This is a genomic window from Maribacter sp. Asnod1-A12 (assembly GCF_045063735.1).
Lineage (GTDB): Bacteria > Bacteroidota > Bacteroidia > Flavobacteriales > Flavobacteriaceae > Maribacter.
Genome location: NZ_JBEFNZ010000006.1, coordinates 3,486,037 through 3,509,951, shown reverse-complemented (window position 1 = coordinate 3,509,951; position 23,915 = coordinate 3,486,037). Strand labels below are relative to the sequence as shown.

Annotated in this window: 20 protein-coding genes; 9 read left to right on the top strand and 11 right to left on the bottom strand. The window is 35.1% G+C overall.

Annotation, left to right across the window (positions count from 1 at the left end; all coding sequences use genetic code 11):
- Positions 1-38 precede the first annotated feature (38 nt).
- The 6 genes from ACJJVP_RS15170 (at position 39) to ACJJVP_RS15145 (ending at position 6,640) form a co-directional block, all read left to right on the top strand.
- A complete protein-coding gene (locus tag ACJJVP_RS15170; RefSeq protein ID WP_405414866.1) occupies positions 39-548 on the top strand; it encodes a DUF6155 family protein in 510 nt (169 codons plus the stop codon).
- A 3-nt stretch (positions 549-551) separates the two neighbouring features.
- Positions 552-1,481, top strand: coding sequence for a 2-hydroxyacid dehydrogenase (locus tag ACJJVP_RS15165; protein WP_405414863.1), 930 nt, complete (start codon positions 552-554; stop codon positions 1,479-1,481).
- Between the two features lie 98 nt (positions 1,482-1,579).
- Positions 1,580-3,091: a DEAD/DEAH box helicase gene (locus ACJJVP_RS15160; RefSeq protein ID WP_405414861.1), complete on the top strand. Its 1,512-nt coding sequence runs from the start codon at positions 1,580-1,582 to the stop codon at positions 3,089-3,091.
- 165 nt (positions 3,092-3,256) lie between these two features.
- Entirely contained in the window at positions 3,257-5,467 is a 2,211-nt protein-coding gene (locus ACJJVP_RS15155) for a hypothetical protein (RefSeq protein WP_405414859.1), read from the top strand.
- Between the two features lie 683 nt (positions 5,468-6,150).
- Positions 6,151-6,477, top strand: a complete 327-nt coding sequence (locus ACJJVP_RS15150) for a glycosyltransferase family 4 protein (protein ID WP_405414857.1) — start codon at positions 6,151-6,153, stop codon at positions 6,475-6,477.
- Between the two features lie 16 nt (positions 6,478-6,493).
- Complete coding sequence (locus tag ACJJVP_RS15145) at positions 6,494-6,640, top strand: hypothetical protein (protein WP_405414854.1); 147 nt, start codon at positions 6,494-6,496, stop codon at positions 6,638-6,640.
- 145 nt (positions 6,641-6,785) lie between these two features.
- Here the strand turns inward: ACJJVP_RS15145 and ACJJVP_RS15140 are convergent, their stop codons facing one another.
- From ACJJVP_RS15140 to ACJJVP_RS15130, 3 genes are all read right to left on the bottom strand, one after another.
- Entirely contained in the window at positions 6,786-8,144 is a 1,359-nt protein-coding gene (locus tag ACJJVP_RS15140) for a kelch repeat-containing protein (RefSeq protein WP_405414851.1), read from the bottom strand.
- 158 nt (positions 8,145-8,302) lie between these two features.
- Positions 8,303-9,490 carry a TlpA family protein disulfide reductase gene (locus ACJJVP_RS15135; RefSeq protein ID WP_405414848.1) on the bottom strand — a complete coding sequence of 396 codons (1,188 nt, stop codon included), beginning with the start codon at positions 9,488-9,490 and terminating at the stop codon, positions 8,303-8,305.
- Between the two features lie 189 nt (positions 9,491-9,679).
- Positions 9,680-10,195, bottom strand: coding sequence for a hypothetical protein (locus ACJJVP_RS15130; protein WP_405414846.1), 516 nt, complete (start codon positions 10,193-10,195; stop codon positions 9,680-9,682).
- A 460-nt stretch (positions 10,196-10,655) separates the two neighbouring features.
- On the opposite strand from ACJJVP_RS15130, the gene ACJJVP_RS15125 reads away from it, so the two are divergent.
- Positions 10,656-12,500, top strand: a complete 1,845-nt coding sequence (locus ACJJVP_RS15125) for a cystathionine beta-synthase (RefSeq protein ID WP_405416215.1) — start codon at positions 10,656-10,658, stop codon at positions 12,498-12,500.
- A gap of 17 nt (positions 12,501-12,517) precedes the next feature.
- On the opposite strand, the gene ACJJVP_RS15120 is transcribed toward ACJJVP_RS15125, so the two are convergent.
- Positions 12,518-13,498, bottom strand: coding sequence for a PLP-dependent cysteine synthase family protein (locus ACJJVP_RS15120; RefSeq protein ID WP_405414843.1), 981 nt, complete (start codon positions 13,496-13,498; stop codon positions 12,518-12,520).
- Between the two features lie 374 nt (positions 13,499-13,872).
- Between ACJJVP_RS15120 and ACJJVP_RS15115 the strand changes: the two genes are divergently transcribed.
- Both ACJJVP_RS15115 and ACJJVP_RS15110 read left to right on the top strand, forming a co-directional pair.
- Positions 13,873-15,036: a glycosyltransferase gene (locus ACJJVP_RS15115; protein WP_405414841.1), complete on the top strand. Its 1,164-nt coding sequence runs from the start codon at positions 13,873-13,875 to the stop codon at positions 15,034-15,036.
- 73 nt (positions 15,037-15,109) lie between these two features.
- Entirely contained in the window at positions 15,110-15,991 is an 882-nt protein-coding gene (locus ACJJVP_RS15110; RefSeq protein WP_405414840.1) for an NAD(P)-dependent oxidoreductase, read from the top strand.
- 362 nt (positions 15,992-16,353) lie between these two features.
- Here ACJJVP_RS15110 and ACJJVP_RS15105 read toward each other — a convergent pair whose 3' ends face one another.
- From ACJJVP_RS15105 to ACJJVP_RS15075, 7 genes are all read right to left on the bottom strand, one after another.
- Positions 16,354-17,466 (bottom strand): glycoside hydrolase family 105 protein, encoded by a 1,113-nt coding sequence (locus ACJJVP_RS15105; protein ID WP_405414837.1) that lies wholly within the window; start codon positions 17,464-17,466, stop codon positions 16,354-16,356.
- A 442-nt stretch (positions 17,467-17,908) separates the two neighbouring features.
- The gene (locus ACJJVP_RS15100) at positions 17,909-18,067 is read right to left on the bottom strand and encodes a hypothetical protein (protein ID WP_405414835.1); all 159 of its coding nucleotides are present in this window, start codon (positions 18,065-18,067) and stop codon (positions 17,909-17,911) included.
- 499 nt (positions 18,068-18,566) lie between these two features.
- The gene (locus ACJJVP_RS15095; RefSeq protein ID WP_405414833.1) at positions 18,567-19,142 is read right to left on the bottom strand and encodes a hypothetical protein; all 576 of its coding nucleotides are present in this window, start codon (positions 19,140-19,142) and stop codon (positions 18,567-18,569) included.
- Positions 19,143-20,150, bottom strand: a complete 1,008-nt coding sequence (locus ACJJVP_RS15090) for a YHYH protein (protein ID WP_405414831.1) — start codon at positions 20,148-20,150, stop codon at positions 19,143-19,145. It lies immediately after the preceding gene.
- Between the two features lie 144 nt (positions 20,151-20,294).
- Complete coding sequence (locus tag ACJJVP_RS15085; protein ID WP_405414830.1) at positions 20,295-22,478, bottom strand: T9SS type B sorting domain-containing protein; 2,184 nt, start codon at positions 22,476-22,478, stop codon at positions 20,295-20,297.
- Positions 22,479-22,789: 311 nt separating this feature from the next.
- Positions 22,790-23,188: an Imm51 family immunity protein gene (locus tag ACJJVP_RS15080; RefSeq protein ID WP_405414828.1), complete on the bottom strand. Its 399-nt coding sequence runs from the start codon at positions 23,186-23,188 to the stop codon at positions 22,790-22,792.
- Positions 23,189-23,706: 518 nt separating this feature from the next.
- Positions 23,707-23,901: a hypothetical protein gene (locus tag ACJJVP_RS15075; RefSeq protein WP_405414825.1), complete on the bottom strand. Its 195-nt coding sequence runs from the start codon at positions 23,899-23,901 to the stop codon at positions 23,707-23,709.
- Positions 23,902-23,915 lie beyond the last annotated feature (14 nt).

Below are 23,915 nucleotides of genomic sequence, written 5' to 3'. Positions count from 1 at the left end.
CTGTAAAGCGTATTTTTGAGTACAGACACTGAATTTATATGAGTAAAAGGGCATTAAAAACATATATCTCCAAGCTTCCTAAAAAAGCTTTAGAAGAACAGATAATGGAGCTTTACGAAAAGTTTCCTGCAGTAAAAACCTATTACGATTTCGCATTTAATCCTAAAGAAGACAAACTGGTGCAAGATGCAAAAGCAAAAATATCAAATGAATATTTTCCTGTAAAGCGAAGAAGACCTAAAGCCCGTAGGTCTGTCGCGCAAAAATTCATTAAGCATTTTATAAAATTAGGAGTAGACCCACACCTCATAGCCGATGTTATGTGCTATAACATAGAAATTGCACAAACTTTTTCTTTGGAGAAGAATGTACCAGATTCTTTCTATAGAAGTATGTTAAATTCATTTAACGAAGTAATTCAATTTACTACGATGCAAGGTGTATTTCCAGAATTCAGAGAACGTATTTTAAAAATATATACAGAAACACAAAATCAAAATTGGCTATTTGAAGATGAGTTTTCAAAAGCATTGGATATTATAGATTAGCATATGGCAATAGTAATTATAAGACAGGATAATAAAATTGAACTTTGGAAAAATGCTTTACAAAAAGCAGATAGCTCTTTAAAGGTATACGGCTATTTAGAGGGTCACCCAAAAGATGAAATTACCATGGCTGTTATCTGGAAGCATCCTAAAGGTACACTAGCTAATTACCCCAATTTAAAATGTATTGCTTCTGCAGGTGCCGGTGTTGATTATATATTTGAAGACGATACCCGTCCTAAAAATATTCCTATTACCCGTATAGTTGATCCGTTTTTGGCAGGTGATATGTTTGAGCATGTGCTTGCTGTAATATTTGCACATCTAAAGAATTTGAACGAATATAAATTAGACCAAGTTGCCAATGTATGGGAACCTAAAGAGTACTTAAGAATTAAAGATGTTACCGTTGGTATTTTGGGCCTCGGTGAATTGGGTGCACTTACAGCTACTGATCTTACCAAATTCGGTTTTAAAGTGCAAGGGTGGAGTAGAAGTAAAAAGAACATTGAGGACGTAGCAACTTTTTCTGGTGCTGATGAACAACAAGAGTTCTTAAAAACTACCGATATTTTAGTGTGTTTATTACCCCTAACCCCCGCAACTGAAGGTATTCTAAACAAAGCGCTGATGTCTCAACTTCCTAAAAATGCATATATTATTAATGTTGCTCGTGGAGGTCATTTGGTGGATGATGATTTAATTGAGCTGTTAGATACAGACCATCTTTCTGGGGCTTGTTTAGATGTATATCATACAGAACCATTACCCAAAATTCATTCTTTTTGGAATCATAAAAAAGTTCATATGACTCCACATTATGCCAGTGTTTCAGACACCAATTCTGTAATTCCGCAGATTGTTGAAAATTATAAAAGGTTAAGTACAACAGAAAAGTTGAAAAACTTAGTAGATTCTGACAGGGGATATTAATATTGTTTTTTCAAGATTTTTATTTCCTAGACCCATAAAAATCATATAATTTTATAAGGTTTTTGCATTATTAATATAAATAAACGCCTACAAACCTTTTGAAGCTACAAAACGACACCACTGAGAAAACCCTGTACGATTATCAAGAGGAAGATCTGCATTCTATTTTTAAATATCTAGAAGAGAATGGCGACAACTCTAATCTACTTTACCAGTTACCGACTGGTGGCGGTAAAACTGTTGTATTCTCAGAAATTGCCAAACGTTACATAGCCAAAACGAATAAAAAGGTAATCGTACTTACGCACCGAATAGAACTAAGCCAGCAAACGTCAAGAATGTTGAACGGTTTTGGAGTAAAGAACAAAATAATAAATAGTGAGGTAAAAGAATGGCAAGACCAAGACGAGTTTATGTGTTTTGTTGCCATGGTAGAAACACTGAACAATAGATTACAAGAAGAAAAGGTCGAGATCAACAATATTGGGCTTGTTATTATTGATGAAGCACACTACAATTCGTTTCGTAAGCTTTTCAAATTTTTTGAAAACTCCGTAATTCTTGGAGTTACTGCCACACCATTGAGTTCGAATATTAAACTACCTATGAAAGACAACTATAAAAAGTTGATTGTAGGGGAGTCTATAGAATCATTGATTCAGAAAAAATTCTTGGCAAAGGCTAATATGTACAATTACGATGTTAGCCTGCAAACTTTAAAATTAGGTATTAGTGGTGATTATACGGTAAAATCTTCTGATGAGCTTTATGGTAACCATAGTATGCTTAATAAGCTGGTTTCCGCCTATAATGAAATCGCTAAGGGCACAAAGACCTTAATTTTCAATAATGGTATAAACACGTCTAGATATGTTTGTGAAACCTTTAGAAAAGCCGGTTATAATATTCGTCACTTAGATAATAAAAATAATGCTGCAGAACGTAAAGAGATTCTTAAATGGTTTAAAGAGACTCCCGATGCTATTCTTACATCTGTTAGTATTTTAACAACAGGTTTCGATGAGCCTAGTGTTGAAACCATTATTCTTAACCGTGCCACAAGATCTTTGACGCTATATTTTCAAATGATCGGTCGTGGTTCTAGATACCTTCCTAATAAAGAAGAGTTCAATGTAATAGATATGGGGAACAATGTTGCCCGTTTCGGATTATGGAATGCCGGTATCGATTGGCAAGAAATTTTTCATTTTCCAGATTTTTACTTGGAGAATATAAAGAATGATGAAGAGATCGAACGTGAGTTCGTTTATGAAATGCCAGCTGACCTACGTTCCGAATTTGCAAATTCTACCGATATCGATTTTGACATTAAAGCGGAATACAAGAAAAGTTTTGCCAATGGAGAAAAATCCAAATTGGTACTGGAGAAAAGTATAGAGCAGCATGCAAAAATTTGTGTAGAGAATTCTGAAGATGTTTTTGATGCTCGTATTCTAGCTAAAAAACTGAAAGAAGAAATCAAATACCGTGTGCGTCAATATTCGTATTGTATCATGAACAACACCAAAAATTATAAAGAATGGTTAGAGGAAGATTATGAGCGCAAATTGCGTTCAAAAATTTCTAAGCTGTTCGCTGCAAAAATGTAGGTTTTCGCAGTAGTTGCAGATTATGATTTAGGATCGATGTAATTATTGATTCTATAATCTACCGATAGCTATTTTATAGGATGTTGAAAAATGTAATACGCATTATCAATATTCAAATAAGTTGGTTAAATTCAAGAGCTTGAACAACTACAACGCTCTCAACTAATGAAAAACCGCTTATTTTCCCTCACCCTATTCTTAACAATTCTTTTTTTCGGTATTACAGGCTATCACTTCCTTACAGGTTGGCATCCTATTATAATGATGTTTATCGCCATAGTTATAGGTGTTTTAATTCACGCTGCCACTTACGCATTGTTTAATGTACTGGGCAAAGGGTTGAAGCAATTTTCTTTACAAACGATTACTGCTGTTCTCAGCGCTATTTTCGTTTTTACTGTGCTTAAATATTTTGGCTTTGGTTGGCCTACGCTATTCTATAGTGGGGTAATTGCATTGGGTATCTTATTATGTATAGCGGTATATCGATTTCAAAAGAAAAGAAATTTCTTGTCAAGCTTTTTCTTGATAGTGATGGCTCTTAGTGCTATTTACATATTTTATGAATTGGCAGGTTCAGGAGCTGACCCCTATGAGAGTGAGGTTCCACTAGCTTTTGCACAAGAAGATTCTTTTCCTCCGGATACTGAACCATTACAGAACCCTGCTGCTTCCGGTCCGTTTTCTGTACAAACATTTACGTATGGTAGCGGTGCAGATGAGCAACGTGAAGTATTTTCCACTGGCGTGACCTATAAAACGAATACTGTAGATGGCACCTGGCTAATACCTGATTGGAAAGATAAAAAGAAGAAATGGCGTGAACAATATTGGGGTTTCGGGGCTAAAAACTTTCCTTTAAATGGTAGGGTATATATGCCTGAAGGTGACGGACCATTTCCTTTGACCCTAATTGTGCACGGTAATCATAGTATGATTGATTATTCTGATGATGGTTATGGCTATCTGGGAAATTTGTTGGCCAGTAGGGGAATTATAGCAGTGTCGGTCGATGAGAATTTTTTAAACGGACATTGGTCGGGTGATTTCAGAGGAAAAGAAATGCCTGCGCGAGCTTGGCTTTTGCTTAAACATTTGGAACAGTGGAGAAGCTGGAATGCAGAAGAAGGGCACGAATTATCGAATAAAGTTGATTTGGATAATATTATGCTTGTTGGGCATTCTCGTGGTGGTGAGGCAGTTTCTATTGCCGCTGCATATAATCAGCTACCGTATTTTCCTGATCAGGCAAATGAAAAGTTCGATTTTAACTTTAATATAAAAGGAGTAGTGGCATTGGCACCTACAGATTACAGATATGATCGTAAAATAGTATTGAATAATATTAACTTTCTAAGCATACAAGGTTCGTATGATGCCGATGAAGTTAGCTTCTGGGGAATGCGACCATATCGTCGTTTGCAGTATACGGATTCTATCTCTCGATTTAAATCGGGAGTATATATACATCATGCCAATCACGGACAATTTAATTCCACTTGGGGTAATTCAGATTTTGGAGCATCTTCAAAGTGGTTATTGAATTTGAACCCGCTATTGAAAGAAGAACAGCAACAAGAAGCAGCAAAGGTATTTATCAGTGCATTTGCTGAAGCTTCATTAAAAGACCATCAAGAGTTTCGTTCAGTGTTCAGAAATGTTTCGGTAGCAAAGCAGTGGTTGCCGGTTGAGCATTACCTTACTTCTTTTGAATCCTCTAATTTTCATGCCATTGCCAATTTTGAAGAAGATTTGGATATTACCACGGCAATAGATGCCACAAAAATACAAGCGACCAACATTGCCTTATGGAAAGAAGAAAATCTACCTACGCGTGATGAAGGTAGCCAAGAAAACAACGCGGTTATCTTAGGGTGGGATTATAATAATTCAAAGAATTCTTCGGATAAGGGAATGTATGAAATAATGCTTTCTGCGAATGATTCTATACCGTTTTCATCAACGTCTAGCTTACAATTCACGCTGGGAGCAGGAAATCACGAATGGCTTGATATTAATTTGACCAAAGAGGGAAAAGAAGCTAAAACTGAGGAAGATAAACGAGAAGTTCCGCAACTAGATTTTACCATTCAGCTTACAGATGAATCGGGACAAACAAGCGCTTTAAAAGTGAGTGAAATTAAAGGCATAACGAAACCTTTAAAAACAAGATTTACAAAATTTAAGTTCCTGGATAAAGAAATGATTGGTGAAGATTGGGAAGTACAGTTACAGACCTACCACTTTCCAATGCAAGCATTCTCCAATATAAATCCGGAGTTTAATGTGGAAGCAATTAGCTCCATCAAATTCATTTTTGACCAAACCGAATATGGGGTAGTGGTGCTTGATGAAATTGGTGTTTCTGGTGATTAGTTGTTGGTTGTCCGTTGATGGTTGGGTAAAATTTAGCTTTGCTAAATTTTATAACACCTAAAAATCTATACTCTATATTCTCAATTCTCACGTAGTACTTTGCAAATGACACCTTACACTTAATACTTCGTACTTCATACTTAGTACTTTGTACCTTGCTTGTCCGTTCGAGTGAATTTCGAGGCACGAGAAATTAGTATCGAGAACTTTCACGTGTTCCAAAGGTTCTCGATACCTGCCCGCCGGCAGGCAGGCAACTTTGTAGTTTCCGCTATGCTACAACTAAAAATCCACTCGAAGTGACATTATTACTAAACATCAACACTAAAAACTGATACGGAATACTGAGTACTAAACATTTACCAACCACAAAACATCCCCTTTACTATGTACTTAAAAAATAATCACAAAACTCTTCCCATAATCGCCTAAGTCTAGACAGAACCTGCATCTACAGCAGTTTGGGTTCGAATGACTCAATTATTAAAGGGGTTTAAAAAACAAGAATGTGCTATTACCGTTGCATTGTTGTACAATCCCTTTTTGACAGAAGAACAGTTTCGATGGCGGAAGACATGTGACTAATATTGATGCGTTAAATACTTAAAAACTACTATTTGCCCATTAATTTCAAAAAAATCACCAGAAACTAAACTGCTTATTTACCGCAGCAAATAGCAATAATGAATAACCGTGCAACCGGATTTCTTGTGCACGGTAGGGTAGAAGATGTTAATGAAGTCATGCAATCGGCAAAAGTATGTCTAGCTCCGCTACTTTTTGTTGCCGGAATTAAAGGAAAACTACTTTCGACTATGCAAAACGTTACACCCAGCGTTACCACAACTATTGGTACCGAAGGCATGCACGGCATTCTGGACTGGAACGGCTATATTGAAAATGACCATACCGCTTTTGAGGAAACTGCTGTGAGGTTATATACCACTGAACTTACCTGGCAAAATTCTCAAGATCAAGCTAGTACTTTAATAAATACTTTAATATGCTAAATCTAGTTTAGAAAATATGTTAGTAGCGCAAGTGGAACAGCTTCAAAAACATTTATTTACACATAGAAAACAAAACTTTACAGGAACTTTATTACAGCACCAAACCATGACCGCTACCAAGTTTATGAGCAAGTGGATTGAGGAGAAGAATAGGGGGGGATGATAAGTTTCGTTATCGTTGTTGTGTATGATTAGTGGCGTGTTTAAGCAACTAATTTAGCAACTAAAAACCGAATATAAAATCCGATAGGATTTTCGTAAGTAGGCTAGAACTAGTAATAAATTATATACGGTATTGGCAATAGTTTTTAATTAAATTTTGTTGATTTTATTATTTTGGTTTTACGAAAGTCACTTAAGTCTATAACACTCATCATTGATGAAGTAGATTTTGTAAATTCATCCTCATTATAACCTCCGAATATATAAAGATTTCCATCATAACAATGCATTTGAGAGCTTTTCGTATACAAGGCAATTTTATATTCATTCAAAATTTTAGTCTTAGTGTTATAGGTTTGAATTAAACCACTACTGAAGATATAAATACAATTGTCTGAATAAGCCAAAGCAGGATTTTCAATTCCAGAAAACAAATTACCTTCATTTTTCCATTGTCCATTTTTAAGGTCATAGGACTCTATTTCTGTCAAAGGGTTCTTGTTAAATCCTCCTATAAGGTAAATCTTATTCTTTACTATTATTCCACTAACTTCTTTTGCTCTAGTCATTTTTGAAAGTTCATACCAATAACCAGATGATGTATCATAAATGTGAGATTCATTACTGTAAATTTTTTCTCCGCTCTTTTTTAATTTAGTAGAACCTCCCATGATAATAATATTGTCCTTATATGAAAAAGAAGAAAAGTTTATAGCTTGGTGTGGGTTTGTTCCATCAATAATTATTTTCCCTTTTTGAAGGTCTAAAACTTCAATTCTATTCTCTAAATATTCGTACTTCCCATTTCTTGACAATGATTTTCCGCCTAAGACATACAATTCATCATTAATGTAAACTGTTCGATGATATGCTCGTTTTATAAATTCTAAATTAGAAATAGCCCAACTGTTTTTTGCAATGTCATAAATCTGTAATTTATCACTATAACTTTCCCACGTGAAATTACTTCTCATTTTTTTTAAAAAATCTCCAAAGGTTGCATTTGGAATATTACTAACTTCATGAAGAACTTTTTTTTCAGTATCTTCAATATAAGACTGGTCTCCACCAATAACATAAATTTTATTTTCAATTAATTCAGAACTAAAATTATATACTCCTTTTTTTAATGAAGATAATTTTTTAAACGGTATCTGGTTTTTTAATTCAACTTGATTAGAAACAGTAACTTCGTCAAGGTGTTCAGTTTTTTTTGATAAATGAACTATAAAATTAAGCTGTTCTAGTTCTGAAAATATTATATACTTTGTGTTGTAGCCAATAATTGAAAAATGAATAGTGTCAGTTGGTTTTAAATTTGATTGAAGTTTTAGATGAAATTCTCCTTTTTCATTTGTAATGCTTCCTTCTTTAATTTTTTTTAAATATACATTTACATATTCAATAGGCGTATTTGTTTCTACTTCTAAAACTTTTCCATTAATGTTTTGTGAAAAAGAAGTAAAAATTGAAAAAAATAAGAGTAGAGTTAATTTCACTTTCATGTCTTCTTAATTATTGCCAACGTGGAGCTAGGAAGAGTTTCAATTCTTTTTAGCGGACGATAACGAAGTTCGTTCTTTCAAATATTGAAAGCAAGTACTTACATAATGAGTTGTAAGCAAATTATTAACGAAATGGTTAATTTTAATGCAGTTCTTCCTTACTTTTCAAACTTACTATCCACCAAATCCATTAATTCCTCACCATGCAAATTTTTAGCCATGACTACTCCGTTACTATCTAAAATAAAGTTGGCAGGTATGGTACGTACACGTATTTTTTTTAAGAAAGGAGCATCATCTCCTTGTAAGTCAGAGGATTGCAACCAACGATTAGCACCATCTCGCTTTGCCGCGGCTTTCCAGCTTCTTTCATCACTTTCTAAGGCATAGGCAACTATTTGTAAACCTTGTTCACGATATTCATTGTAAAGGGGCACTAGAATTTTTCTATTCTCTATTCTGCAAGGCGCGCACCATGATGCCCATAAGTCCACAATCGTCAATTTTTCACCCAATACATCATTTAAAAGCAAGGTGTCTTTTGTCATCAAAGGCAATTGAATATTTGGAAATTCATCACCTATCAATACCGGTAAATTTTCGGGTTCGCTTTCTTTACACAATTGCTGAACCCAAGCGTGATCAGGTTGTGTTTTATTCCATTTGGTGCATTGATCCACTAAAAACTCCGGTACGCGTTCATAATCGTTTTCGGGGCTTACCCAACGTAAGGCTACTACCGCAGGTAATAATTGCGGAGTGCTATCTGCAAATTCCATCAAGGCTTTCTGGTATTGTAATACGGCATGTTCTTTCGCCATTAATTCATCACCCTCTTCCACATTCCATTGCTTGTTGGCAAGGTGGCTTTGGTAAGCTTCTTGCTTTATATCCCTTAAGTTCAGTAAAGCCTTGTTCATCTCAGAAGGATTAGCAATAGTAAAGCTTTTTTGAAATTCAGTAAACCTTGCAGTTATTTGTAACTGTTCCCCATTTTGCCAAACTATGGGCATATAATTGGTACTGGTATTATGGTCATTGTTGAAATAGTTTCCGGCTTTTCCTGTGGGTTGCACGGCAAATTCAAATAATGTCGGTTTTTTAATATCGGGTAGGTTATGAAATGCGAAGCTTCCGTCAGATTTGACAATGGCAGAGTCTATAATTTTACCTAAATAGGAAGCCGCTACATGCTGCAAATCCTTAGGCTGAATTAAATAAACAGTGGTGTTTTCCTCTTCAGCGCCTTTTAATGTACCTGATATGACTTCGGGCGAATTACATGCCGTAAGATTCAGAACTAATAAGACAACACCGGTAATGATTTTAAAAGAGTTACTTTTCATGTACATTTAATTATTCTCGGTGGTAAACTAATTGAATTTTTGACTTTTTCAATCAATTATAAAGAAGTTTTTTTTTAATAGATTGCAATTGTAATAAGAGAAATTGTAAAATGAAATATCAAGATTACGTTTTTACGTTATAGTATATATTCAGGTAATTTCTATCTGTTAAAATTATACTTATTTATCTTATTTAAATATTCGATATATATTATAGACTGTTCTAAATGGAAGCACATAGGCACCAATGAATCCTGCCACAAAAAATTTGAGAATTATTCCTAAGCATCCAGAAAAATCATCTGAACGAGTTACAGTAACTTTAATCGTGTTTGGTTTTTGTTTAGGTTTTAACGCATTTATTACATACCATCCTGAAATAAATCCTGCCGACACAAGAAAGGGAATACATTTTGTTATAGCACTTAGAATAGGACCATCATTAGGCGATGATATTGAATCACTACCCATAAATGATTGTCCAATTAAACCTGCAATTACAGTGAGGATAAGTTCCAATAAAACTGAACTAACCTCTTTTGTTTTCACTACCCTTGTTTCACCTTTAATAGTTTTCTCTTGTTGCACCCTACAATTATCACAACTAGGTACAGAAAACTGCTCTGTACACTCAGGGCACATGCCTCTTCCACAACCTTTACATTGTGAAACTGCTATGATTTCATGATGTTTATAGCAATTCATAAATTAATTTAATTTCATCTAATTCTTTAATTTTCTCTTACCTCTGTCTGAAACTTTTGCTTATGAAACAATCGCAACAACTAATTACATAGTTTTCAAAAAAACTAAGTTCGGTTTTACGTTGAATTAGCACAAGTATGTACTACATTATTTGTAGGAAGTTATCAACTAAATAATTCATAAATCTGATAATCACTTTTAGAATTAACAAATGACTAAAAACCTTATAATAAATGGTACGGAGTGAAAACCAAATAACATTTCACTGCAAATACCCCATGCTTCTTCTAAAACTGTTGAGGTTATGAAATTGGTTCGTATCCCTCTTGGTATTTTAAAAGCAACGCATTCTACAAACGTAACTGTCACTCCGCTGGAAATTGAGACTGTAAACTGTGAACTGAACACTTTAAATACTTTCAATTATTGCGTAATTTCGAAGGGTCTAAAGACAAAAACTATGGAGGTTAATAGAATGAAGAATTATATTAAAATGGTAATAGATCATATGCCAAGTGATTGGTTGAATCTAACGACCCATCGATTGGATATTTATAACGAAGAACTAGCAAAAGTTCAGTTTTTAGACCAGTTCGAAGTTTTAGCGAAGGAGCATAATGCAAACGCAGCTGCATTAGAAAATTTACCTACGGCTTATGATTACATTAGACTTGGGCATCCGTTATCTTGTATTTTAGAATGGGTTATTGGGAATATCAATCATCTTGAATCAGAACAAGTAATAAGTTTTCAGTCAGAGACCATGCCTATTTTATCCATTTTAAGAACAAATTTATTTAAGCATAGCAATACGTTGATTGCCTACACTGGAGAACTCCCTAGTTCTTTTGATGCTGAAGTGTTACGCGCTGTTTATGGCTATACGTTTGATATAAAGCAGGTAGATGCAGCTTCAACTTTAGATGCTTTTGATGGTAGTGTCATTTTTGTATCTGAACAAGATGAGATTGCCGCTGTGGACTTCAACCAGAATATAGATTTTTATATCAATCTTCATGGTGATTTAGGGAGTGTGCTTTTGGTGAACGGGGAGCAGAATACAACCTATATTTCAGATATACAACATGTGCGCAGAAGGGAAACCGTTGCTATGACTCCGAATAATTGTCTTACAGTTTTACAATCTTTGGTGAACAAATCTTCTTCTGATATTCAGAAATCAGATGCAGCTGAGAACAAGGCTGCTGTATTAGATGTTATACGAGAGGTGAGTGGTGCCAATACCTTGCCATTGGTAGCTTCTAGCGGATTATCCAAACAATACGCCATTATGATGGGCTTGGTACATCATGCATTGGAAGACCACAAGGGGAAGGCAATCAAAATTGTAGTTCCTCCAAATTGCTATGGTGGTACCAATGACCAGGCTAGGCGAGTAGCCGCTTGTAGCGATGCTATTGAAATTGTTGATTTACCCGTAGATGGTGACAATGATATGGTGCAAAGTATAGACACTGTACTTGATAAATTAGCCAAAGAAGATGCCGTACCTTTCATCATTGCCGAAATACCGACAAACCCAAGGGTTGAAGTCCCTGAGCTTGATAAACTAAAGGATGCCTTGAGTGCTAAGCGAAAAACTGCAAGTGGAGGAGAGGCTATAGATCCCGTATTTATTTTGGATCAGACGTTTTGCCCTAATGTTCATTTTCTGGGAGATGCCGATATTCTTTCATCCGTCAGAACCATTTCTTTTGCAAGCGGATCTAAATTTCCAAGTGGCGGAAAATGTACGGCAGGTTATTGTATAGCGAATAAAAAGGCGGAGGCTTTAATCGAAAAAATAGAACTTCATCTAAACCTTTGCGATAATGAAGCTACCGATTTGCAGTATGAAATTTTGGCAAATCAAATGCCGTCTATGAACGAGAGAATTCACAAAGCCTATGAGAATACGCACGAATTTGTTGAGTTCATTTCAGAAGCTCTACCAGACGCTAAAATCAACTTTGTATCGGATGAATTAGCAGCCGAAGGATTTACGCCATCGGTCTTTTCATTAGACCTACCTACAAAAGGAGATACTGCAGAAGAACGTGAAGCCTACAAACGGGAAATGAATCATCGATTGATCAACTTAATGATCACTGAAATCCCCAATGAAAGTAAGTATTGTGTAAGCTACGGACAGTTACATGGTTGTTATTGGACCATACCGGCTACATCTACACAAGGCACTACGAAAGAAGATGACAAGGATTATATTGCCCGTGTATCCCTTTCTCCAGATTTAGATTTGGAGCAGCATAAAAGGGTATTTAAACAGTTTGTGGATAGTATGTAACTACTGATGTAAAAATGCTATTCTATATAGCCTTTTTCACGCATCCAATCGTCATTGAACATTTTACCAATATAACGGCTACCGTGGTCGTGAAATAATACCACAACGACATCATCTTTTACAAAGTGTTCTTTTAACTGCAACACGCCTTTAATGGCAGATCCGGCGGAATTACCTAAAAACATGCCTTCTTCTTTTGCTAAACGTTGGGTGTATACCGCACCGTCTTTATCGGTTACTTTGGTGAAACCGTCAATAATGTCAAAATCCACATTTTTTGGGAGAATGTCTTCACCAATACCTTCGGTTACATAAGGGTAGATTTCCTTTTCATCAAAAATTCCGGTTTCATGGTATTTCTTGAATACACTACCATAGGTATCTACACCCCAAACTTTTACATTAGGATTCTGTTCTTTTAAATACTTTCCTACTCCAGATATGGTTCCGCCGGTACCCACACCAACTACAAAATGAGTGATCTTACCATCGGTCTGCTTCCAGATTTCTGGTCCCGTACTTTCGTAATGTGCTTGAGCATTACTAGGGTTGTCATACTGATTTACGTACCAACTATTTGGAATTTCCTTTGCCAATCGTTTAGAAACTGAATAATACGAACGTGGGTCTTCTGGTTCTACTGCTGTGGGACACACCACAACTTTTGCACCTACGGCCCTTAATATATCGCACTTTTCTTTAGACTGTTTATCCGCCAGTACAAAAATACATTTGTAGCCTTTTACAATGGCTGCCAATGCTAGTCCCATTCCTGTATTTCCAGAGGTACCTTCTATAATGGTGCCACCTGGTTGTAACCTACCATCAGCTTCTGCATCTTCAATCATTTTCAGTGCCATACGGTCTTTAACCGAGTTGCCAGGGTTAAAGGTCTCGTACTTAGCCAATACCAAACAAGCTAATTCAGCCGTGAGCTTATTGATTTTTATGAGTGGAGTGTTGCCAATTGTTTCAAGTATATTTTCTGCGTATTCCATAGCTGATTTTATTGTCACTCAAAAGTATTAAACTAGATTGATTATAACAATATTGTTGCAGATACATCAATACTTGATTTGGGTTTGCGTTATAGGAAGTAAAATTGAGTTATTTGTCGTCTGTTATTGTTTTTGGAAATTTATAATATAATAGTTTTGAGCAAAGCGAGAACAAATACTGAATACTACTATTGAATCCTGAAAAAGAAACACTGCCAACTCAAAACTTGCTATCCGTTCTCGGTTTCACTTACTTTGCATTGAAACTTAAATACTGATATCTAACTACTAATAACTCAATTATCGACACCAAAAATCTTCTCGTAATTGCTCTTGTATGGCCAGAACCAGCTTCTACAGCGGCCGGTGTGCGAATGATACAATTATTAGCTGTTTTGAAAAAACAAGGTTATACGATTACCCTAGCATCTGCGGCTTCTAAATCGGAATTTTCGTTTGATTTCTCTTCCTTAGAACTTCGAACTGCAGATATAAAAATGAACGATAGCTCATTTGATGATTTTGTAAAAGATCTGAAACCAGATGTGGTGTTATTCGATCGCTTTTTGACGGAAGAACAATTTGGGTGGCGCGTAGCTGAAAACTGTCCAAATGCACTGCGAATTCTAGATACCGAAGATTTACATAGTCTTCGACATGTGCGTGAACAATGTTTTAAAAAAGATGTACCATTTACGGTAGAAGCGTGGCTAGTAGATGATAAGACCAAGCGCGAAGTTGCAAGTATTTATCGTTGTGATCTGTCTTTAATTATATCCAGTTATGAGTTGCAATTATTGACCGATGTAATAAAAATAGATAAAAGTCTACTTTTGCTACTTCCCTTTATGGTTGATGAGATTACTTATGATACCACATGGAAATTTTTTGAAAATCGAAAAGATTTTGTATTCATAGGGGGCGGAAAACATGCCCCCAATATAGATGCCATTAAATGCTTAAAAACGATTATTTGGCCACTTATACAAAAAGAACTACCTAAAGCCAATTTACATATTTATGGTGCCTATTTACCACAACAAGTTTTAGAAATGAATAATCAAGCTACGAGATTTTTAGTGCATGGTAGGGCAGTAGATGTAGATGAAATAATGAGTGACGCAAAAGTTTGTTTGGCTCCTTTACGTTTTGGGGCGGGGATAAAAGGTAAATTAATTTCTGCCATGCAAAATGGTACACCTAGCGTTACCACAACCATAGGCGCAGAAGGTATGCAAGGCATTCTAGATTGGAACGGTTATATAGAAAACGACCATTCGGCATTTGTTGCAGCTGCTGTTCGTTTATATAAAGTAAAAGAAACTTGGCAAACTGCTCAAGACCAGGCAAAAACATTGATTAATACCTTGTATGCCAAGGCTAGTCTTGAACATGTGTTGCTGGAAAATATAACGCAAATACATAATAACTTGATTACACATAGAATTAAAAATTTCACAGGGGCTTTATTACAACACCAAACCATGTCTGCAACCAAGTTTATGAGTAAATGGATAGAGGTGAAGAATAAAAGCTAGGCTTCGTTTTTTGAACATAGTAAGGTATGTTAGCGTTCATATTTATATCTTTGTACTTAATTATAAAGAAAATATGAAAAACCCTACTATCGGATTTATAGGACTAGGCCTAATGGGCGCAAACATGGTTGAGAACTTACAAAAGAGAGGTTTCCAACTATCTGTAATGGATCTTAACAAAGATGCAGTAGCAACTGTTATCGCTCGTGGTAATGCTACAGAAGCTGCCTCGCCAAAAGAATTAGCTGAGAATAGCGACATTATTATGTTCTGTTTAACTACTTCTGCTGTTGTAGAAAAAATCGTTTACGGTGAAAATGGTATTCTTGAAGGGATTAAAGAAGGTGCTGTTTTAATTGATTTCGGAACATCAATACCTGCTTCTACACAAAAAATCGGTAAAGACCTTGCCGCAAAAGGCGCTGGTATGATTGATGCTCCGCTAGGTCGTACACCGGCTCACGCAAAAGACGGATTGTTAAATATAATGGCAGCCGGAGATAAAGATACTTTTGAGAAAGTAAAATCAATATTAGACCAACAAGGAGAAAATGTATTTCATCTAGGTCCTTTAGGTGCAGGTCATACAACTAAGTTGATCAATAACTTTATGGGTATGACTACCGTTGTAGCTATGTCACAGGCTTTTGCCGCAGCTAAACTTGCTGGTGTAAATGGGCAACAATTATATGATATTATGTCTTCTGGACCATCGAATTCACCTTTCATGAAATTCTGTAAAAACTACGCAGTTGATAATGTAAGTGATTTAGGTTTTTCTATCGCAAATGCAAATAAAGATTTAGGCTATTTCGCACAGATGATGAACGACCTTGGTACAGAATCTAAAGTTGCTTCTGCTACTTCTGCTAGCTTACAAGCTGCTTTCGATGACGGTATGGCTGGTTTAAATGTTCCTGAAATCTTCGATTATTTCGTGAAGTTGAAGAAATAATTGATATACTGATAATTCAATTGTGTGATTTACAGCACACTATATTCAAGCTAAGCTTCATGTGTAGATAAGATACTATTCTTATTTTTTTATGCACGAAGCTTAGCTTTTTTTAATATAGTACGAAATTAAAAAACTATTGCTTTCTAAAGTTTTTATAGTAATGGATCGCGAAAAAATAAAGGGATTTAGCTGGTTTCCATATCGGTTATGTATGAGAAAAGTGCATTTTTGTATGCGAACCCTTTATCAAATTAGTTAAACTTTGAAGTAACCAATAACCTCTTCATGAATTATTGTAGGGGTTATTTTTTTACACATTGTTTTATGTTAGGCAAAGACAGGGGGATATATTGAAAATTTCATTCTCCTCCATACAATTTATATACTTCTGAACCGGCACTTAAAAATGCTCCAGTTCCGTAAACTTCAGTTTTGTCGGCCCAAGCTTTACCAGGAGCAGCTCCAATAGGCTGAACATAACCTAACATACCCTCTTTTGAAACATAATCAACCATTGCGTTCCATCCCTTTTGTACCGCTAGACCATAGGTTTCTTTATTCAAAAGTCCTTTGTTTATTCCCCATGCCAATCCATAAATATAAAATGAGGAGCCACTTGTTTCAGGAGTAGGATAATATACCTGTCCCAATAAACTCATAGACCAATGTCCGTCTGGGGTTTGAATTTCAAGTAGTTTGTTTGCCATTTTTTTGTAAATTTTCAAGAAGTACTTATATTCTTTACTCTGGGGATTTAATTCATTCATAATATTAGTGAGACCGGCAAATACCCAACCGTTTCCTCTTGACCAAAACATTTTTGTGTTGTTTTCCAATTTTCCAATATAGCCTTCATCACGGTAATACAAGCTTTCTTCTTTATCAAACAAAAAATCGGTTGTTGCCTTAAATTCATCCATCATAAAATCAAGATATTTTTGTTCTCCTGTGATGTTGTATAGCTTTGCCCAAACTGGAGGTGACATAAACAGTGCATCGCACCAGTTCCAACGCGATTGGTGATAAGGAGACTTCCATTGTAATGATGTTTGTGGAGGATGGAGCATGATAAAATTAAATTGCTCTTTTGTTGGCTCAATCATCTTTTCATCGTTATATTTACGATACAGCTCAACATATAATTGACCTACCGTATGATCATCTGCATGGTATTTTCGGCGGTGTAATTTCCACTCATACTTTTCTCCTATTTCTTTGAGCCATTTGTAATATTTGTCATCATCTGCCATGGCGGCCCATTTCACTAAGCCGACGTACAATGCACCATTTGTCCAATTTAGTGGGTGGTGTGGCTTAGTGTGTCCACTATACAAATCATGGAAATGTTTAATTTGCCAGTCAGCAACTTTTTCCATAACTTTTTTTACATCAGTTGGCTTTATATCTTGAGCTTGTGATAAGGTTGCTATTGTGAATATTGCAGCCACCATAAAAATTTTAAATATTTTCATTTATTAATGGTTATAAAGTTGTATTTATTAAATAGATAGTTGGTTAAGTGAATGTCACTTTCAAAATGTCAAAAACTTGAATGTGAAACTATTAATTTCTTGTAACAAGTTTCAATTAGATTTAATATGCTGTCTATTCCACTTTTAATTTTCCGATCAGTTTTTTATATTTCCTAGTATTATAGCCTTGCATACAATGGTAAGCTAAAGAGAGTTTCAATTCCATTTAATGGACAATAACAAAGTTCGTTCTTTCAAAAATTGAAAGCAAATACGTATAACATGACTTGTTCTTAAGTTATTAACGAATAAAGTAATAATATAATTTGTATTTAAAGTACAAAAGTTTAATAGTTTTAAACACTAGTTCTTAAAATGGTTTTCTGCCATATTCACTAATTCCTCTCCGTATACAATTTTAGCAATAATAACCACTTGGATTTCAAGAATAAAATTGGCAGGTATGGTGTGTACACGAATTTTCTTTAAAAAAAGGTGCATCATCACCTTGCAAATCTGAGGTTTGTAGCCAATTATCTGCACCATCGCACCCTGGAGAAGCTTTCCAGCTAGCTTCGCTACTTTCTAGAGTATAGTCCACAATTTGCAAACCTAGACCCTTATGTTCATCTTATAGGGGTATAAAGGCTTTACGATTTTCTAGTCCGAGGTCCACAAGTCTATAATTATTAGTTTCTTACCAAATATATCCTTAAGATTAACCTTATCTTTTATCAATATCGATAATTGAACATTAGGCGATTCAGCAACTATCAATATAGGTAAATTAGGCGATTTACCTAGTTTGCAAAGCTGTTTTACAATTCGGTGATCGGTTGATTTTTTGCCATATTATACATCGGTCTACCAAAAATTCCTGCACCCGTTCATAATCATTCTCAAGACTTACCCACTGTAGTGCTACCATTATCGGCAGAAGAGATATGGTGTGTTTTCAGCAAAGGTCATTAACGCTGTCTAATAATCTAATAAAGCATGTTCTTTCTAGCAATTCATCGTCTTCTTCTAATTGCTATTGTTTGTTGGTAAAATAGGTTTGATACGCTTTAAATTTGATATCTCGCAAGTGAAGTAAAGCGCTATTTCTTTCTGAAGGATGTTTCATTGTAAAGCACATAACCCAAGTATAGTATAGGAGCTAATAACAATAAATACGAATAACCATTAAGTTCTTTATTTTCTTTGAAATAGAACTTTTGTTTTAACACATTCGTTTCAAAAACACTGTTTACTGATTCTATAATAACTGTATTATAATTGACTTGGTCATCATAAAGCTCAAACATTATAGTGTTTGTTGCCTCAACTGCATTTGTACCCTTAAATTTTATCAAATAATTATTTTGATGAGAATGACCGTTACTTTCTATTTCTTTAATATCGAGTAATTGAATGTTATTACCGTGTTCATCTTTTAATATGAGATTGGCAGTAATATATGCCATAAAAGTTTGTTCAAAATCTTTCTGATCTGCTGATTTTTGTAATGACGGATTAAACTGCAACAAGGCATTTCTTATAGTCCATGGAAATTCCGCTTCTACTTCTATACTATTATCTTTAATTATAAAACTAAAAAAAGCTTCATTGGTTTCATGAGCAAAAATTTCATTTGCGCAAACACTAAAGACTAGAATATAAAACAACAACCTCATTTATACTCCAAATTTAAAATCTTGAGAAGGTATTCCCTTAAAGTATCTTGGAACGCTAGGAAAATCATCTGTAATTATATAATAATAGGTTCCCTCAGGAAATTCTGCCGTTACACCAGTTCTTCCGTTTGCTTCATCTAAAGTTCCTAAGCCTTCTATATATTCATAATCGTTAGAATATATTCCATTATAAATATCACATGGAGCAGTTACACCATCACCAGGTCTATTTCCTGATTTTAATTGATAACTAGAAGTCATTTCTATTATTTCAGAAGTATTATCCGTTGACTCTGAATAGGCATATTTGTAGTAGATTGGGAAACCATCTGCAGCATACCCAATTAGAGTCATTTGGTTAGTAGGTATATTTAAATTTTCTAAATATAAAATAGGCGAGCCATGGTAGTGATATTTACCCGTTGGTTGAACATGGGCATTATTACAATCTAAACCTAAATTTACATTAAGAGCTTCTAAATTCCATTCCCAATTGACATTTGCGCTTAAAATACCTTCATGTGGAAAAGGTTCGGCTGCAACCGGATCAAGTTCGACTCCGTTTAACAAAATACCAAACGAATACTGCGGACCTCCATTACCTGAGGTAGAAAGCAGTGGTGTTAAACTATTTGCTATAGTTGGGTTCAAATCAAGGGTATACGTTACTGATTGCTCTGCTATTGCATTTGGGTTTAATGAACCTGCACCACCTCCAAAAAGACCCACTAAATGTTCGGGAATACTATTTGAAGTAATAATTCTTCTTGTTTCGGTCGCTGTTTCTTCAAACTCTGAATTAAAACTCAATTGTTCATTACAAGCACCTCTTGTATTATCAAGAACTTGGTCTGTAGCACAATCTACAGCGGTCGTTATAATTTCATCTGAGCTATCAGTATTACCAGTACTGCATGAAGTTAATACCGATATTATAAACGTAATGAGTAAAAAATATCTGAAATTAATGTTGCTAAGATTGTAACGTTTTACTTTATATTTGACCATAATTTTTAATTAAAGTTTAATCTATTAAAGCATTAGATGTAATTACTATTTAAACGCATTACCTATTTTCACCCTTTATTATAAACGCTTATTTTTTCTAATTCTTTTGTTTTATAGTAACGATAAATGATTTGAAATATAACCTTATCGCTTTAATGTAAAATGACCTGAATAATTTCTACCATCATTTCTGGTAACTACAAACCAATAGTCAGATGATGGCATTGTTTGACCATTATATGTGCCGTCCCAAGCGGAAGTGGCATTGAGCTGTTTTAGAAATTTGCCATATCTATCGAAAATTTTGACGCTGAAATCAGGCTCGGTATCAGCATAATCTATAACCCACTCATCGTTGACCCCATCATTATTGGGAGTGAAGAATTTCGGGAAATACAAAATATATACGATGTCTTGCGTTGTTCCGCAACCATTTTTATCTCTTACGTAAACAGTGTATTTGCCAGGTAGCAAGCCAGTAAAAATAGTACTATTTTGATAATTATTATTATCTAAGGAATATTCATAATCGCCTAAACTAGTATCGGTCACAAATACTTCTATACTGTTATCATTATCTGTCCAGTCTTTTATATCAAAACCTGAAATAGTGGCAATATTCGATAATACCACTTCAAAGTTTTTGGTTGTAGTACAGCTATACGTGGTATGATTTTCTGAAACACTTACCCAGTAAGAACCAATATTTGAATATGACACACTAATGGTTTGAGTAGTTTCTCCCGTTGACCATAAGTAGCTGTCAAAGCCAAGGCCAGCATCAACGATGACATTTTCATCTGCCTCACAAAGACCTACAAAATCGTCTATTGCTATATTAGGGGTTTCGATAAGGCTTAGGGTAATTTCTGCTACCTGAGAACATTTATCATCTGAAACTATACGTACATATACTATGGGAAGCTCTACATTCCATACATAAAAACCAACTTGCACTATTTCATCTTCAACGGTTGCATTTTCTGCACCTAAACGCGTTTTGAAGTAGCTGTAAATACAGTCCGTACAGTCGGACAGCTCTGAATTATATACTAATAGATCAACAAGCTCTTCACCATCATTATCGATATCGCAAACATCGATAATGATATTGTTCATCATTAGGGTAGGTGATACGATTTGTACCGTTATAGCGATTCTTTCTTCACTTTCGCAGCCATTAACCGTTTCTTGTGCTCCATAGTACGTTCTCCCATCCGTTAAGTTGGTAGTCTCGCTCAAAATATTGCCATTGCTTAAAGCATCGTACCACACAGGTGTGCCATTTACTTCGATATCTTGCAGGGTAGGGGTTTGCGTAGTGCAAAAACTTTGTTCGCTATCACCAACAAGCACCGTAGGCTTTTCTAGAACTTCCACATAAAATTCGTCGGAGGCTATTCTACAGGTAACGGTATTAATATTATCACCATTGGCGACACTTACACGGTATACATAATCTCCCGCTACATCGGTATCGGTAAATTGAAATGCGGTATTCGTTTCTCCATTAATATCGACCCATGTATTGCCATAGTCATCTGAGAATTGCCACTGAAACCGAGGATCTGAATACCCTGCAGAAATAGATGTTTGAAAAGTATAGTTTACTAATTCATCTTCACAGACAATAATACTTGTGCTAACTTCATTCTCTATAGAATTCGTAATTGTTGGTCCGCAGGGTTTAAAGGTGATATCGTCTAAAACAATATCATTGCCAGGATGTGCACTTGGTGCGGTATTTAAGATTGTGATTACCACTTCGGTTTCACTTTCTAAGGTAAAAAAGAATCCGTATTGAACCCATGTACCTGAAGAGGTCTGTTGAATATCTCCGGTATTATAAGATCCTAAAATTTTACCGGCGGTATCACTTACTCGAAAGGTAACATCTGGGTGGTATTCATCTGTACCCACACTTGGGTTCATTACATTCATAAGCCACGCAGAAAACTCATATGTAGTGTTACCACAGAGCCCTGTAACCGATTTTCTATAGAATACTCCTTCTTCAGAAAGTACAGCGCTATTAATAACCATCATATACCCATTAGTGTCACCGGTATGATCGCCGGTAACATGCCAGGCATTACCTTTTAAGCCATTGGTACTATTTGCAATGGTGTATTCGCCTTCGTCTAATTCTCCTGAGCTACTATATGTAAACGCCGTAATAGCAGATCCTAGGGCAGCACCTACGTTTGTACCCGAACCAAAATTAATTTCGGCAACTGGATCTCCTAAACTTCCTTCACATAATTGGGTATAGACTTGGGTGGTAAAAATAAGACAGCAGAACAGTAATAGATGGTGTTTGGTGACCAACGTGTTTTTTTACTAAATCTATTTAAGTACCCGTTCTTTATCAAATAAATTAAGCGAATGCATCTTTTTAATAAGTGAATGCTGTAATTGAAGTTACTACAGCAGGATTTCCTAAAGTACTTAGGTCCTTGTTTGCGCTTAGACTTGCATAGTAATTGGTTTGAATTTACGTTTTAAAACTAAAACTTAAAAATAGATGGTTTGTAGGAGTAGTTTCGTTATCGACCTTTGTATGCGCAGTAGCTGGCATTAAGACCAAATTCATTACTCATGACCATGTTCAAATGGCAGCTATTAACGCATAAAATTTGTTAGAGGCTGGCTTCTTCGCTTATTATATTTACTTCATTACTATTTTCAATTAATTCAATCATTCGTCCCAAAATCTTCTTGAATTTGGATTGATTATTTGTCCAAATTACACAAGTAGAACTTTCAGAATCTCCTTTTATGAATTCAAGTAATTCCGGTTCATTCTTTTCAATATATTTCCTTATTAATTCTTCCCATTCATATCCGTAAATATTATCATATTCTTCAAGAACTTCAAATTCGGCCTGATAAGAAATCACATCTTCTCCTTTATACTGAATTTCCTCAATTGTAATCAGTATTGGATCAAAATCTTCACTCTCAAAATATTCTTCCTCTTGTAAAATTTGAAAAAGATTACCTGGTAATTCAAAATTCTCTATCGATTTGATTTTCATAATTCCTCCATTTCTCTTTTCAAATTAACCGCTTTAACTTTTGATTCATTTCGAAATCAGAATTCCAATTAATTATTTTTTCGTACGCAGGAATTCGCAATTCACAAATTAATCCATCTAATATAATTCCTTCTAATTTAACTTGTTTTATTTTATTCAATCAATTGAATGAAGGTAATTTCCATCAACTGGATTTATTGGAAGTTCTTTTTCTCGGATTGCTAATCTATCCAATTTTAAAATTCATTTATTTTCCTGCTTGCCGCTAACGGTTCGGCTAAGGTTCGTTGCGTTGATCTGTCCGCAAAACAGTCCCGCTGAACCCTAAAGTTAGCTTTTTGCGCAGGATTTCCTGCAAGGAAATCCGCAAGCAATGAATTTTAGCCATTGTTGGCATTTCGTTATTTTTCCGTCCCTGAGTTTATTTAGCAATTCCAAATTAACCGAGAACATTTATGAATATAAGTTGAACAAATTTTTGTCTCATCAAGTTCGTCCGTCTTAATAATATTGTCCAACTACTCAGCTTTTTCGTTTTTCTTTTTTCCGAAAAAACCAACTCCTATAAAAGCACCTCCAAGCATGGAGATATACTTCCCGTATCCATCAATACTTTTTAAAAAATCATTATCCACTATATCATTGATAAAAATGGATATTATTCCGATTGCAAATAGTATGATTCCAATTATTCCAAGGTTTTTGTTTTTCATTTTTTATTGTTTTT